This is a genomic window from Protofrankia sp. CiP1_Cm_nod2, from assembly GCF_920664355.1.
GTDB lineage: Bacteria > Actinomycetota > Actinomycetes > Frankiales > Frankiaceae > Protofrankia.
Genome location: NZ_CAKKTL010000131.1, coordinates 1 through 14,215, shown reverse-complemented (window position 1 = coordinate 14,215; position 14,215 = coordinate 1). Strand labels below are relative to the sequence as shown.

Below are 14,215 nucleotides of genomic sequence, written 5' to 3'. Positions count from 1 at the left end.
CCGGCCTGTCCGGTGTTCAGAGCCAGCGGCGGCTGCGGAAGACGACGTAGAGCATGGCGGACACCAGCCCCATGAGCCCGATCGCGAACGGATATCCGTACGTCCACTGCAGCTCCGGCATGGTCTCGAAGTTCATCCCGTACACGGTGCCCACCAGGGTGGGCGCGAACAGGATGGCCGCCCACGCGGATATCTTCTTGACCTCCTCGTTCTGCGCGATGCTCGTCTCGGTCAGGATCTTCATTTCCTCGTTCTGCCGCTGCCCGACCAGGGCCGCGTTGGCCGTGAGAATGTTCTGCAGGAGCTGGCGGAAGCCCTCGATCCGCTCCACGACCTGGACGACGTGGTCGCTGACGTCCCGCAGGTACTGCTGCAGCCCGGCGTCCACGCCGTATTTCACGAAACCCGACGCCAGGGCGTCGAGCATGCCGAGCAGGGGCTTGGTGGCCCGCTGGAACTCGATGACCTCGCGGGAGAGCTCGTAGATACGCCGGCTCACCTCCGGGTCGCCCCGGAAGACCTCGGTCTCGATCTCATCGATGTCGTTCTCCAGCCCGGCGACGACCGGTGCGTAGTCGTCGACGACCCGGTCGAGGATGGCGTACAGCACCGCCTCGGGGCCTCTGGCCAGCAGGTCCGGCTCGGATTCCATCCGGTGGCGTACCCGCCGCAGGTCCGGCGCATCACCATGACGTACCGTGATGACGAAGTCGTCCCCGACGAAGACGTGCAGCTCGGAGAACTCGACCTCCTCCCGGGTGTCATTGTAGGAAGCCGCCAGCAGAACCACGAAGAGGGTCTTTCCGTACCGCTCCAGTTTGGAGCGCTGATGCGCCTGCACGGCATCCTCGACGGCGAGTTCGTGCAGTTCGAACTCCCGGGCGATCGAAGCGATCTCCCGCTGGTCCGGGCGGACCAGCCCGATCCAGGCGAGGTCCTGCTTGCGCCTGTCACGGCGTCCGTGCAGAAGCTGGTAGGTCTCGGTCAGCGAGTCCGGCCGCACAAGGCGCCGTCCCTCGGAGTAGAACACGTTCTCCATCACCGTCATCACGCCAGCTCCTCGAATGTCTCGCGGATCCGCCAGCAGACAGCGGTCTGGAACCGGGAGCGGGCTGGTTGCTCCCCCAGGACGCTCGCTCGCACCTCGCCGAGGCGGTGACCGGGCCTTGCGCATCGCTGTGTAGGCGTATCGCCGGGTGGTACACAGCAGGCCGGCCATGGACGAACGCGGCCATGGCCGGACGTGAACAAGGTTCGAGCGCACTGCCACAACGGCCAACCGGCTGGTGCGTGAAAGCCCGCTGCACGATCCCGCGCATCTGCTGACACAACCCCTGTGGGTCAGGCCTTGATTCCAGACCACCGCGACGCCGGGCTCATGGGAGCTCGTAACGGACGCCCACCCGCGTTCAGCGCGTCAGATACGACCCGACGACCGCGAGCTGCCCGGCAAGGCAGGGGCTGGGACCGTCGGCCCTTTCTGACAAAGGCCGGCGGCGATGTTTTCACACCGAAGTGACCAGGCTCAGGCGGCGGGGGTCGCCGAGCCAGTCCAGGACAGACAGCGACTATGACCGGGACTCATCCCGCCACCTCCTTCACAGCCAGGCGCTCGCGGGCGCAGACCGCATCCACAAAGAGTGATCGCACGAACGGGAGCCGGGCCAGAACCCACCCCCACGCGCGGAGCACCCCTCCTCGTCAGAGCTTTGGCACTGCACGGCGTAATCCTGACCAGGAAGCCACCTGGGCCCACCCCTTAGCCCGGGGAGAGCTGTCCTGACCCGGGGCGTCTCTCGACGTTCGGGGTCAGTGGCCTGTGTCCGTGCAGACGCCTCACCGAACGAGGTGCCGCATCCCAAGAGTGCCGCCGCACGCGGGACACTGTCAAACCAGGACACGGTGACTTTGACAGCACGAGCCGATCAGGCCCCTCATGCCCGGACGCCGTCACCGACGGCGATCGCGCCCCAGCAGGACGCCCTCAGGACGCGCTGTGTGGGATGGCGCACGGCGCCCACGCGGCGTTCAGGCTCCCGGGCCGAACGCTGGCCGGCCGGCGCGCTCCCGTTCGGACGCCTTCATCCGCGCCTCGTACACATGCCGGCGGCCACCGGCCAGGGCGTCCCGGACCATCCGCTCGGATTCGACAAAGGCCCGGTAGTACCCGTCGTCGTACTCCTCGACGACCTGGAAGGTCCATCGGCCGTCGAGGACGTTGCGCCCGAGCAGGTCCCCGCGGAGCCGTTCGGCGATCCCACCGTGACCGGCGCCGTCCAGCTCCTCCAGCGCCGCTCCGAGCATGAGATCGGCATGGCCGGACATCTGGTGGAACGCGTAGAGATGCCCTCGGGCCCGCTCCACCCACTCCAGCGCCTCGCTGATCTTCCCGACGGCGTGGACCGTGTCCGCGTCGAGTTCCGCGGCGACACTGCCGGCCGCCTCCGCCGCGTCCGGTGCCGGGCTCGGAGCCGGCGGCGGAGCCGGTGCCACCGCCATCGCCATCGCCAGGGTCGGTGCCGGCGCCGGCACCGGGTCGTTCGTCCTCACAACCCGTGAAATGCCCCGCCGGCACCCTGGCGACACCAACACCGCCCGCGAAGCGACCGCGGGGGCCACGGCGGCTGCGGGGGCCACGGCGGCTGCGGGGGCCACCGCGGCTGCGGGGGCCACCGCGGGGCCGGAAGACGCGGCCGGCGGGCAGGCGGCCATGTCAGCCGCTCATCCGTTGCACATCCGGCACGGCCCTCGGGCGGAGCCTGCCAGACGGGCGTAGGCCCACCGGGCGGGAGAGCGGGATGCGCCGGTAGCCTGAGCCTCATGTCCGCTCTGGACCCGACCGCGCAGTCGCCCGTTCTGGCGCACGGCATATATCCCTATCTCGCGGCGCGCTGCTCACCGCCGGACGAACTGCTGACCGATCTCCTCACGGAGACGCGGCGGAAGTTCGGGGAACGTGCCGTGATGCAGATCGGCGCCGAGCTCGGCACCCTGCTGACGCTGCTCACCGCAAGCACCAACGCGCGTCGAGCGATCGAGGTCGGTACGTTCACCGGATATTCGTCGATCTGCATCGCCCGCGGCCTGCCCGCCGACGGCCATCTGCTCTGCTGCGACGTGAGCGAGGAGTGGACGTCGCTGGCGCGTCACTACTGGAAGCGCGCCGGCCTGGAGGACCGGATCGAGCTGCGCCTCGGCCCGGCCGCGGACACGATCGCCGCGCTGCCCGCCGAGCCCGTCTACGACATCGCGCTCATCGACGCGGACAAGACCTCGTACCCGGTCTACTACGACCTGCTGCTGCCGCGGCTGCGCCCGGGCGGGCTGATCCTCGTCGACAACGTGCTCCAGGACGGCAAGGTGCTCGACGAGCGGAGCCAGGACGCGGACGTCCAGGCGATCCAGGCGTTCAACGACACGGTGGCGGCGGACGAGCGGGTACAGGCCGTCCTGCTGGCCGTGTCGGACGGTCTGACCATCGCACGCAAACTGTAGCCCGACGCGCCCACCCGCACCGGCGATGACCCGCGCCGGCGCCAGCCCGCACCAGTGACAACCCGCGTCAGCGCCCACCCGTGCCGAGGCTGGCCCGCACCGGCGATGACCCGCGTCGGGGCGCCCGCGCCAGTGACAATCCGCACCGGGGCCGGTCCGCTCCCCCGCGGCGGCCGCCAGCACCAGTCCCGCCCCCGGCCCTGGCCCCGCGGCGGCCCGACAATCCCTCAGCTACGCGCACGTCCCGTTTCGATCAAGAATATTGAGTGCGGAAACGGCTGTCCTGACAACCACTCGCTCCCTCGTTCTTGCGATCTTGCGATCTTGCGATGTTCGATCGGGAGGCAGGGCGGGGTCAGGACGGGGTTCGGGACAGGTAGGTCTGGACGCGGGTGAGCTCGTGCTCGAGAAAATCGAGGAAGTCGTCGACCTCGTACTCGCTGTATCCGCCCGTCAGCCAGGTGGTGTCGAACCTGGCATCGACGATGTCCCGCGGGGTGAGGCCTGCCGTGGCAGAGGCGGCCGTGGCAGAGGCGGCATCCACCGGGCGGCCGTCCCGCGCCGGCTCCGCCATCGCCTGCAGGCGGTCCAGTGCCTGGCCCACTCTGCCGAGAAAGGCGTCGACCTGGGCGGTGTCGTAGCCGGCGCGGAACCGCGTTCTCGTGAACGTCTTCGCCGCCGCCTCCGCGCCGGTGGCGCCGGGATGGAAGAACCCGGGACCGCCCCGGTACCGGACGGCGGCGGCCCGACGGCTGTCATCACCGGGAGCGTCGGCCAGGGCCGCGGCGGACACCGCGGAGAAGAACGTGTGCAGATTACCGAACTCACGTTCGACGATCCGGAGAAAATCATCGACCTCGCTGTCGCGGTATCCGCTGAAAAATCTGGTGGTATTGAACCTCGTCGACCTGATCTCCGTCGGCGTGATTCTCGGGACGAGCTCGGCCGGCTCCGGCGTCCCCCCGTTCTCGACAACGCGGACGAGGGCGTGCAGCCGACGCAGCTCGACCGCGGCCCAGTCGAGAAAGGAATCGACACCGACCATGCTGTAGCCAGGACGCAGCCGGGTCGCACTGAATGCTTTTACGCAGAGATCGCGGGCCGTCACGATGGGACGGTAGGCGACGGCGCTGTCGCTCCCGCGCTCGCCGCCGGGCGGTGGTATGGGCGGCTGGGGCGACTCCAGGTGCGGCGGGCGTGCTTGCTCCTCCCGTGACCGTGTCCGGGTGGCCCGTGGAACGCCGTCGGCAATTGACTGTTTCACCGTTCCGGATTGTATAGCGAACCATCGGCGAAGAAAGTGTGAGCTCGCAGACCGGATCGCCTTTCGTGTCGGTTCATATTTTTGCGGTAATTATTATTTCTATATTCATAGAACTCTGTTGCCGGTTCGCCTGCCCGGCCCGTTACAGTAACGAGCGGACGCGGCGCTCCCGGCGGGGCGCCACCCGCCCCCCGTCCCAGCCCCGTCCCAGCCTGGTCCTGGTCCTGGTCCTGGTTCCAGCCTGCTCCTGGTCGGCGTGGACGCCCGCCCTGCCCTCGAGCGGCACGTAGCCAGCAAGTACCAGGCAGTCGGCAAGTACCAGGCAGTCGGCAAGTACAAGTACATGGAGCGGCCGATGACAGCCACAACGAGTACCGTCGGCGGGCTCGTCCTCGCCGCCGGGGCCGGACGTCGCTTCGGTGCTCCAAAAGCTCTGGTCACCCTGAGTGGTGAACCTCTGGTCCGGCGATGCGCCCGGATGCTCACTGACGGTGGATGCGTCCCGGTGCTTGTGGTTCTCGGCGCGCGGGCGGCTGACGTGATCAGATCCACCGGCCTGCCCGGGGGGCAGGTCGTCCTGGCGCCGGACTGGGCGGTGGGGATGAGCGCGTCGCTGCGTCGCGGGCTCGCGGCGTTTGCCGCCGGCGGGGCAGGCCCTGCCGGCTCCGCCGGCGGGGAGCGAACCGGCGGGGAGCGGAACAGCCAGGGCCGGAGCAGCGAAGAGCGGCGGGACGACGAAGACCCGCGGGACGACGAAGCCCGGCGGAACGACGGAGACCGGCGGAGCAGTGGGCGGCGGCCGGCGGGACACACCGGTGTCGAGGCGGTCGTGATCGCGCTGGTCGACCAGCCGCTGATCGGCGCTGAGGCGGTGCGCAGGCTGCTCGCGGCCCATGCCGCCGGTGCCGTCGCGGCGGTCGCCAGCTACGGCGGGCAACCGCGCAACCCGGTCCTGCTGGACAGGACGGTGTGGGCCGAGGTGTCCACCCTCGCCCATGGTGACATCGGGGCGCGGGCCTGGCTGCGGAGCAATCCGGACCAGGTCGTCATGGTGCCCTGCGACGGCACCGGCTCCCCCCACGACGTCGACACCCCCGACGACCTGGCGGCGCTGGTCGCCTCCAGCCCGGTCACACCCGATCTGATCACGCCCGGTTCGGCCGCGGCTGGCGGTCGGCCGTCGGCGCCGCCCGGCAGCGACGGCCGACCGCCGGACATCGACCCGCCGGACATCGACCCGCCGGACATCGACCCGCCGGACATCGACCCGCCGGTCTGATCGTCGGGGCGGTTTTCGTGCGATCCGGTCAGTTGGCAAGCCCTCGTGGGGGGAGGCCGGCCGTACGGTAGACATCGTCGATGAGGCGCATGGTGACGACCGCGTCCTCGGCCGGTGTCAGTGTCGGTTCGCCGTACAGCACCGCGCGGGCGAAAGCACGCAACTGGGCGTCGAACGTCGTTTCCCCGCGCACTGTCTCCCGGCGGGTGTGCCCCTGCGTCGTCCAGCGGATCTGGTTGAAGACATGTGGGCGGACAAAGTTGGCGACCCGCAGTTCACCACGGTCCCCGATAACGTGGGCGGCGATCCGCAGGAAGCGCCGGGACCACAGCGAGCAGTCGATCCGCCCGGTCGAGCCGTCGGGAAAGCTGAACTCCGCGGTCATGGCGCGGTCAATGCGTGGCGCGTGCAGCAGGGCGCGCGCCGAGACGACCTTCGGTTCGCCCTCACCGAGCAGCCGCATACAGTGAATGGCATAGCACCCGGTATCCATCATGGCCCCGCCGCCGAGCTCGTAACTGTAGCGGATCTCGTCGTCGAAAAGCGGCCAGGGAATGCACATCCAGGTACGGATCGAACGCACCGTGCCGAGACTGCCGTCCCGCACGATCTTGTGCATACGCTCCGCCAGCGGGTGATACCGGTAGTGGAAGGCCTCGGTGACGACAACGCCGGCGGACGCCGCCGCCTCGGCGACGGCACGTGCCTCCGCCTCGTTGGCGGTGAACGGTTTCTCGCACAGCACGTGCTTCCCGGCCTCGATCGCGCGCAGGGTCCACTGCGCGTGCAGGGCGTTGGGCAGCGGAATGTACACCGCGTCGACGTCGGGATCGTCGAGCAGCGCGTCGTATGACTCGTGCGCCACCGGGACCGCGTATTTCTCGGCGAACCGGTCGGCCCGCTCGGTATCGCGGTCCGCCACCGCGACCACCGCGGCGGTCGGCAGCCGTGCCGCGGGTTTCATGATGGCCGCCGGGGCGATCCGAGCGGCGCCAAGAATGCCGATCCTCACCTGATCCACCGATACCGTCCTTTCCTGTTCGGTGGCCGGGAACAGCCGCCAGCTCAGTCGGGCAGCGCCGATCGTGGCGACGGCCGGAACCGGTCAGAATGCGTTTCTGTATTCGGTGTCGTGGGCACTCCTGGTAAATTGTGCAAGATCACTCTACCTCCGGTGTGGAGGCTGTCCCACGCGACCTGCGTCACTTCGACGGGCGCGGCCGATACACCCGGAAGGACGCACTGTCAATTACCGGCCGCTGTTCCATTCCCAACTACCCACCAGGACACAGTGACCCACCAGCACACCGGCACGCACACGCCTTGTTCAGCTCCCTGCCGACACCCCGGCACCCGGCATCCCGACAACCGGACACCCGAAATCCCCGCACGTTCCGAGGAGAGGCCTGAACAAAACCTTCCACTAAAGATCTTAATAAAAACACCATTCAGATCATCTATACGAAAATTTCCAACGGTCTCCAACAGGAGGAGACGTTGTTCTGTGCGTCACCGGATACCGGACGGCGAACAGCATGACTCCGGCCGCCAGGGCGACGAGGTGCCACCCGTACCGCCCGTGCTCACCACGGGAGCCGGCAGGATCTGATCTCGGGTGCCGGATTGTCGGGGGGTGGCAGCAGACCCATCTGTGCCAGGGCTGCCCGGCCGAGTGGTGTTTCCGGGTCGCCGAGGGCGAGCGGGAGGTCGAAGTGGTTCCGGGCGGGCACTACAAGATCGATAACTGGCGTTCCCGCCCGGGTCAGGGACGATACGAACTGTGCGTGCTGGGCGGCGAAGGCGGCCGTCTCGTTGTCGCCGCGGGCGACTATCAGCGGTGGGAGGTCGCCGTGGACATGGCGAACCGGGCTGTTGTGGGCCGCTTCGGCGGCGGTGAGCCTGATCTGTTCCCCGACGTAGGTGTGCCGCAGTGGCTCGAGGTCGTAGATACCGCTGAGCAGACAGGCACCGCGGATCACGTCGGAGGGGTGCAGGGCAGGCGGGAGCCAGCCGTCCATCACGCACATCGCGGCGAGATGGGCCCCGGCGGAAGAACCGCTCAGGAAGATCCGTCGGGGGTCGACGCCCAGCTCGGCGGCATGCTGGAACAACCACAGGACGGCGTTACGGACCATGGCGACGATCTCGTCCAGCCGGTGGGCGGGCGCGAGCCCGTACCCCAAGGCGGCGAAGGCCGCTCCTTTCGCGACGAAGCCCGGCGCGGCAAAGGACGATTCTTCCCTGCTCAGCTCCTGCCAGTAGCCGCCGTGGATGAAGACCTGTAGCGGCGCGTGGGGGCCGGTGGCGGGGAAGAAATGGAGCCGCTGGGCGGGGGTGTCCCCGTAGGGGATTTCCTTCCATGGCAGGGCCGCGCGGGCGTCGGCCGACCTGTCCGCGTACAGCCGCAGGTACGTTCTCATGTCGGGTACGGTCAGGCTGGGTGAATACGCCTGGTCACGTAGTTCCCGGCTGCTTTCCCATGGGGACGGTGACGTCCCGTCGGCCATGGCCCCGCCGTCTCCCACTTCTTGTCTCCACATTCTTGTCTCCCGCGTCGCCGCGGGTTCCCGCCGGCCTGGCCATCGGATTCCCGGCGAGGAGAGTCAGGGCCGCGCGCCGGCGGCGGGCCTGCCGTCGTCCGGCTGGCCGAAACAGCTCCTCGCGTCCCAGAGCTCCGGATAGAACTTCAGCGGGACCCGTTCCGCCAGATAGCCGCTACCCGTGCTGCCGCCCGTCCCAGGTTTGCCGCCGAGCTGGCGCATCACCGTCATCTGGTGCCGCAGACGCCAGATCGACCACAGCTGGTCGTGCTCGATCAGAGCTTCGGAAAGCTCCCACAGCCCGTTGTACCGATCGTCGCCGACCGCTATCTCGTGGAAGGCGGCCGCTCGCTGCCGTGGGGTGCCGACGCTGAGACCAGCGACGGCCAGCAGGGTGATGAAAGCGTCCCACAGGTCCGGTTCGGCCAGTCGTAGGGACAGCCGCTGGTGGTCCTCGGCGCTCAGCCAGGCGGCTCTGTCCAGCCAGCCGTTGTCGTCGGCACCGGACAGGAACTCTATCTCTCGGAACTGTGCCGACTGGAACCCGCTGGACGACCCGAGCGCGCCACGGAACTCAAGGAACCCGTGCGGCGTCATGGTGTCGACGACGTCGATCTGGTTCACCAGCACACGCTCGATCTCGTGGCAGCGGCGCAGCCGGAGACGGGCCCGGTAGGCGTCACCGTCGAGCATCCGGTCCCTGGCGTTGGAAAGCTCGAACAGCAGCACCTTGAACCACAGCTCGTACACCTGGTGGACGGTGATGAAGAGCAGCTCGTCGTGGGCAGGGGGCGAGCTTCTGCACCGCTGCTGGTCGAGCACGTGGGGAAGGCGCAGGTAGGTCGCGTAGGTGAGTCCGCTGTCGTGATCGACGGAAGGCCGCATATGCCCTCACCCGATCCCGTGGGCGGCGAATGCCTCGCTCGCCCCGGGAAGATCGAGGACGCCGGCGGATTCGCACATCCGCCGGGTGGCCTGGGCGGCCTCGCGGATTCGCCGAGTCGCGGCGGCCCCCCCGTAGACGTCCCGGAGCACGGTGTCGGCGGTGGGCTCGTCGAGGCCTGCGAGCAGGAGGGAGGACCGGACCGGCGCGGTGTCCCAGACGAGGCACGCCCTGATCAGAGGTGGGATGGCGTGCGCCACACGCTCCCGGAGCGAGGGCTGCAGATGCGTCCACAGCAGGTGGAAGAAAGCGACGAAGAATCGGTGGTGGCGTCCCTCGTCGCGGGCATGGTCCCGGGTCACCTCCCGGACCGCGGTGACGACCGTGGGATTGTTGGGGACTTCGTTGAGGACCGCGGTTATCAGCGTCTCGAACACGATCACCTGCAGCAGCTGGGCGAGCACCGGTTCGCCGGGGAGAATGGCGCGCCCGGTCTCCTCGAGACGTTCGACGAAACCGCCGTAGTCCCACCGGGGTATCGGGATCCCCGTGGCGGTGGCGATCTGGTCGGCCAGGTCGAGACTGTACAGCGAATGATATCCCTCGTCACAGTAGATTTTGTAGGCGTCCAGACGACATGAAGGGGGCAGGTCGAAGCCCACCCGGTTGCCGGCTATCCGCTCCGCCCCACGGTTGACGATCCTGGTCTCCAGGTGCGTGGCCGACAACAGGAACTGGTACAGGTGACGCACGGTGAGTTCCCGTGCCAGGGCGGCCGGGAGAACGCGGACGGCTTCATGGGCAAGATACGGCACCAGCTCGGACGGAAAGAACACCCGCCCTTCCTCCATTTCCTGGTGAAACGCCCGCCGGCTCCCACCGCGGACGCCCGCCGAACGGTACCAGTCGCTCATCGGCCGGGCCGCTCCCAGCGGCCATCCCGGTTTCTGCTCCATCCTCAGCCCTCGATGCTTTCATAGCGCGTGGCATCAACCGGACGGGAGACAGCGGCTCTTTCCTCACCGCACGGCCCAGCCGTGGTCGTGGTCGTGGTCGTGGTCGTGGTCGTGGACGCGGACGCGGACGCGGACGCGTCAAGAAAGCGAACGATACGGCTGATGCCCTCCGTCACCACGGCCCGGTCGGTGGCATAGCAGATCCGGAACCATCCCGGATCGGGGCTGGCGAAGAACTGGCCTGGCAGGACGTTGACACGGGCCCGCTCAAGAAGCCTCTCCCACAGGTCGTGTTCGGCCGCGAAGGTGGGAGCGGCCAGCCACGCCCCCAGATCGGCCCACAGCGAGAACCCCGCCCCCACCGGCACGAAGGGAATACCAGCGGCGGAGAGGAGCTCGGCCGACGAGGCATGGGAAAGGGCAAGCCGCCGACGGCTCTCCGCGAGGAAACGGGCAACCCACGCGTGGTCGGCGAGAACGTCCCGCAGAAGCGCCTGGGTGTCGGTCGAGGTCGCGGCGAAATAGGCGAGCGCCCGGGCCGCGGCGCGGACCTCGGGATCGGGACTGCACAGAACACCGATCTTGAAGCCGGGCAGCCCGAAGTCCTTCGCGAACCCCCACACGACGTGGACCCGTCCGGTTCCGGCCGTCCTCACCTCGGGATCGAGGAAGCTGACGAACGGTGTCTCGCCGAAGACCGAGCTGGCGTAGATCTCGTCCGCGATGACGTCCACCCCGTGCCGGCCGGCGACCTCGGCGATCTCCCGGAGGACCCGTGGCGGGTGGACATGGCCGACCGGGTTCCCCGGCGAGGCCAGTGCCACGGCACGGACGGTGATCCCCCGCTCGCGGGCACGGGTGAGAGCATGATCTATCCCCGAGGCCGTCACCTGGAAGTTCCCGCCCGCGCTCAGGGGCACGGGCAGCAGGCGGGCGCCGGAACGTCCGGCCAGGTCGACGTCGAAGGCCCCGTAGTAGGGAGCGGGCACGATGATCGCCTCCCCCGGGTCGCACAGGACGGAGGCGATGACGTCCAGGGCACCTGTCGCCCCGCTGACCACGACAAGGTGCCGCGGATCCACCTCCGTCCGGCAGACACCGGTGAGGAAACGGGCGAGCTGTTCCCGGAAGGCGTCGGTGCCGTGCAGCGGGGCGTAGTGGGTGTCCGCGGCGGTCAGCGGCCGCGGGCCGGTCAGCCGGGGCGCCAGCAGGTCCCACACCAGCCGGTTCTCCGCCGTGCCGAGGTTGACGTACCCGTCCGGACGCAGCCGGGGATGGTACGGATCCGCCTCCGCCCGGAAGTGCGCCGCGGCGATCGCCGGCGGCTGGGCAGCCAGCGCCGCCGCGCGCCTCGACACCATCAGTGGCCTCCCGGACGGCCGCCGCGCGCCTGACCGGATTCCGCGGGGTGCTCGGTGAACAGCCCGGGACGCACCCCCAGGCCCATCGACGCGTCCACGACCGCCCCGTGCAGCACGCAGGAACTGTCGCCGGACAGCCACCACACCAGCTCCGCGATCTCCTCCGGCCGGATCAGCCTGCCTTTCGGCAGATTCGCCTCGAAGTCGAGCCGGGCCTGCGGCGCCAGCCGGTCGAGCGTGCTCTCCCGCAGCATGGGCGTGTCGACCGCCCCCGGGCACACCGCCATGACATCGACCGGGGAATGCGCCGTCTCCGCCGCGAGATGGCGGGTCAGGTAGGCGAGCGCCGCTTTGCTCATGCCGTCCACGACGTCGAATCCCGGGAACTGGGTCACCCCGCCACCGACGCTGCAGATATTGACGATCTTCCCGTAGCCGCGGTCCAGCATGCCCGGGAGGAGGCGCCGGATCAGCCACAGCGGGCCGATGCTGTTGATCCGTAGGAACGCCTCGTCCCGGTCGTGCGGGTCCGGGACGTACCGGTCGATGCTCCGCGTGCCCACGGCGGCGTTGTTGACGAGCACGTCCACCGGGCCGGGAAGCGCCGCCAGCAGATCGTCGTGGCTGTCCCGCTCCCCCTGCCTGAACTCGAAGGCGCATACCTGGGCACCGCCAGTCGTGCGCAGGTCCGACGCGACCGACTCGGCGACGTCCCGCCGGGAGTGGTAGGTGAACCACACGTTGTCACCATTGCGAGCGAACCGTGTCACGGTGGCCAGACCCACACCACTGGAGCCACCAGTGATCAGGACGTTCCGCGGCATCGTGTCCTTTCCTGTGATCCTGTCCTGTGATCCTGTGGAGAGCGGCTCCTGTGCGCAGCGGCGCGCCGGGGCGTACGCCGGCCCGTCACGAGACGCCCGGAGCAGCCCTGAGGAGGGTGCGCCGAACCACCCGGCCCAGACGAGCTGTCGATCACGCGGTCCAGCTCCGGCAGCGTGGTCGGCAGTCATGCGGGTCGAGGCGGTCGGGTCGTTCCTCGTGGCCGGGATGTGTGCCGTCAGCGACGGCAGCACACGTCCCAGCCTGCGCCGGATGGTTACGGAAGTCTCATGACGCGGACTCTGCCCGCAGCGCCCACGGTCCGGGACGACAGCGAGTCGTGGTCAGCGGATACGGACTCTAGCAGCACTTTCACCCCGTATCCACGGTCTTCTTCCCATTTTTTCCCGGTAGGTTCGGATCGAACACGAGCGGCCTCCAGGCTTGCCCGCGACGCCAGCCGGGCTCGTGTCGGTGCGGACTTCGTACGCCCAGCTCGCGACGCATGCGGTGCCAGCATCGGATCACTGGCAGGAGTGGCCGGCCATGGCGGCGTTGACGATCAGAGATCTGGATGGCGAGGTGAAGGCGCGGCTGCGGGTCCGCGCGGCGCACAACGGCCGGTCCATGGAGGCGGAGGCCCGGGCGATCCTCCGAGCCGCCATGGCCGACGCCCCGATCGCGGCCGTCCGCCGCTCACGCTCCGCCGGCCTCGCCACCCGCAACACCCTCGCCACCCGCAACACCAGGGACTTCACCCACACCGGCATCGACCTGACAAACCCCTGGCAGACAACACCAGCCGACTGACCGGGCCGAGCATCATGGGATGATCCGACGCTGTGAGCTCCCCGTTACTTCAACCATCGGCCATCGCCGCCGCCTATCCCCACCGCTATGCGGTGGTGGACGTGGAGACCTCCGGACTGATAGCACAGCGCAGCCGAATACTCTCGGTAGCCGTAGTGCACGTGGCGTCGGACGGCACGGTGGAACGGCGATGGTCGACCCTGCTCGATCCGGGATGCGATCCCGGGCCGGTGCACATTCACGGGCTCACCCGCGAACGGCTGGCCGGCAGCCCCACATTCGACCTGGTGGCCGATTCTCTGCTGCCGCTGCTCGACGGCCGGATCTTCGTCGCGCACAACGCGGTTTTCGACTGGCAGATGCTTGCCACCGAAGCAATGCGGCTGGGCATCCGCCTTCCTGTCGAATGGCGGCTGTGTACCCGGGTTCTCGCCCGCCGGCTCGATCTCGACCTGCCGAACCTCAAACTGGCCACGCTGGCGGGATACTGGGGAGTCGTCCAACGCCAGGCCCACGACGCCGTCGACGATGCCGACGTCCTCGCCGCTCTGCTGCCGCGGGCGTTGGGGCACGCCGCCAGCCAGCAACTGGACCTGCCCCTTGCCCCCTGCGGCACAGCGCGTGACAACGTGGCAATCCTGCCCGCCCGGCCCCGGGCGACCACGCGAAAACCGCCCTGCCCCTATCTCAATCCGGGGCTGCTCACCGTTGGCGGGCCGCTCGTCCAGGGCATGCGGATTGCCTTCACCGGAGATACCGTTATTGATCGTGAAGAATTAGTCGAGAAAGCTACGGCTGCCGGACT

Annotated in this window: 13 protein-coding genes and 1 riboswitch; of the genes, 4 read left to right on the top strand and 9 right to left on the bottom strand. The window is 68.8% G+C overall.

Annotated elements, in window-relative coordinates; all coding sequences use genetic code 11:
- Positions 1 to 16: 16 nt before the first annotated feature.
- Both corA and NBW84_RS15185 read right to left on the bottom strand, forming a co-directional pair.
- Positions 17 to 1,219 carry a magnesium/cobalt transporter CorA gene (gene corA, locus NBW84_RS15190; protein WP_445548227.1) on the bottom strand — a complete coding sequence of 401 codons (1,203 nt, stop codon included), beginning with the start codon at positions 1,217 to 1,219 and terminating at the stop codon, positions 17 to 19.
- 468 nt (positions 1,220 to 1,687) lie between these two features.
- Positions 1,688 to 1,855: riboswitch (M-box (ykoK) riboswitch) on the bottom strand.
- 173 nt (positions 1,856 to 2,028) lie between these two features.
- A complete protein-coding gene (locus NBW84_RS15185; RefSeq protein ID WP_250285396.1) occupies positions 2,029 to 2,532 on the bottom strand; it encodes a hypothetical protein in 504 nt (167 codons plus the stop codon).
- Positions 2,533 to 2,820: 288 nt separating this feature from the next.
- On the opposite strand from NBW84_RS15185, the gene NBW84_RS15180 reads away from it, so the two are divergent.
- A complete protein-coding gene (locus NBW84_RS15180; RefSeq protein ID WP_250285395.1) occupies positions 2,821 to 3,495 on the top strand; it encodes an O-methyltransferase in 675 nt (224 codons plus the stop codon).
- Positions 3,496 to 3,850: 355 nt separating this feature from the next.
- Here NBW84_RS15180 and NBW84_RS15175 read toward each other — a convergent pair whose 3' ends face one another.
- Entirely contained in the window at positions 3,851 to 4,540 is a 690-nt protein-coding gene (locus tag NBW84_RS15175) for a DivIVA domain-containing protein (protein WP_250285394.1), read from the bottom strand.
- Between the two features lie 475 nt (positions 4,541 to 5,015).
- Between NBW84_RS15175 and NBW84_RS15170 the strand changes: the two genes are divergently transcribed.
- On the top strand, positions 5,016 to 6,038 hold the full coding sequence (locus NBW84_RS15170) for a nucleotidyltransferase family protein (protein WP_250285393.1): 1,023 nt from the start codon (positions 5,016 to 5,018) through the stop codon (positions 6,036 to 6,038).
- 28 nt (positions 6,039 to 6,066) lie between these two features.
- On the opposite strand, the gene NBW84_RS15165 is transcribed toward NBW84_RS15170, so the two are convergent.
- From NBW84_RS15165 to NBW84_RS15140, 6 genes are all read right to left on the bottom strand, one after another.
- Positions 6,067 to 7,059 (bottom strand): Gfo/Idh/MocA family protein, encoded by a 993-nt coding sequence (locus NBW84_RS15165; protein WP_250285392.1) that lies wholly within the window; start codon positions 7,057 to 7,059, stop codon positions 6,067 to 6,069.
- 562 nt (positions 7,060 to 7,621) lie between these two features.
- Positions 7,622 to 8,578 carry an alpha/beta hydrolase gene (locus NBW84_RS15160; RefSeq protein ID WP_250285391.1) on the bottom strand — a complete coding sequence of 319 codons (957 nt, stop codon included), beginning with the start codon at positions 8,576 to 8,578 and terminating at the stop codon, positions 7,622 to 7,624.
- A 63-nt stretch (positions 8,579 to 8,641) separates the two neighbouring features.
- A complete protein-coding gene (locus NBW84_RS15155; RefSeq protein WP_250285390.1) occupies positions 8,642 to 9,463 on the bottom strand; it encodes a tryptophan 2,3-dioxygenase family protein in 822 nt (273 codons plus the stop codon).
- 6 nt (positions 9,464 to 9,469) lie between these two features.
- Entirely contained in the window at positions 9,470 to 10,375 is a 906-nt protein-coding gene (locus tag NBW84_RS15150; RefSeq protein ID WP_445548226.1) for a diiron oxygenase, read from the bottom strand.
- Between the two features lie 44 nt (positions 10,376 to 10,419).
- Positions 10,420 to 11,778: an aminotransferase class I/II-fold pyridoxal phosphate-dependent enzyme gene (locus NBW84_RS15145; protein WP_250285388.1), complete on the bottom strand. Its 1,359-nt coding sequence runs from the start codon at positions 11,776 to 11,778 to the stop codon at positions 10,420 to 10,422.
- Positions 11,778 to 12,602: an SDR family NAD(P)-dependent oxidoreductase gene (locus NBW84_RS15140; RefSeq protein WP_250285387.1), complete on the bottom strand. Its 825-nt coding sequence runs from the start codon at positions 12,600 to 12,602 to the stop codon at positions 11,778 to 11,780. The genes NBW84_RS15145 and NBW84_RS15140 overlap by 1 nt, the downstream gene beginning before the upstream one ends.
- 544 nt (positions 12,603 to 13,146) lie before the next feature.
- Here NBW84_RS15140 and NBW84_RS15135 point away from each other — a divergent pair.
- Entirely contained in the window at positions 13,147 to 13,410 is a 264-nt protein-coding gene (locus NBW84_RS15135; RefSeq protein WP_250285386.1) for a FitA-like ribbon-helix-helix domain-containing protein, read from the top strand.
- Positions 13,411 to 13,442: 32 nt separating this feature from the next.
- Positions 13,443 to 14,215 (top strand): exonuclease domain-containing protein (locus NBW84_RS15130; protein ID WP_250285385.1); only part of this gene is annotated, 773 nt, incomplete at its 3' end.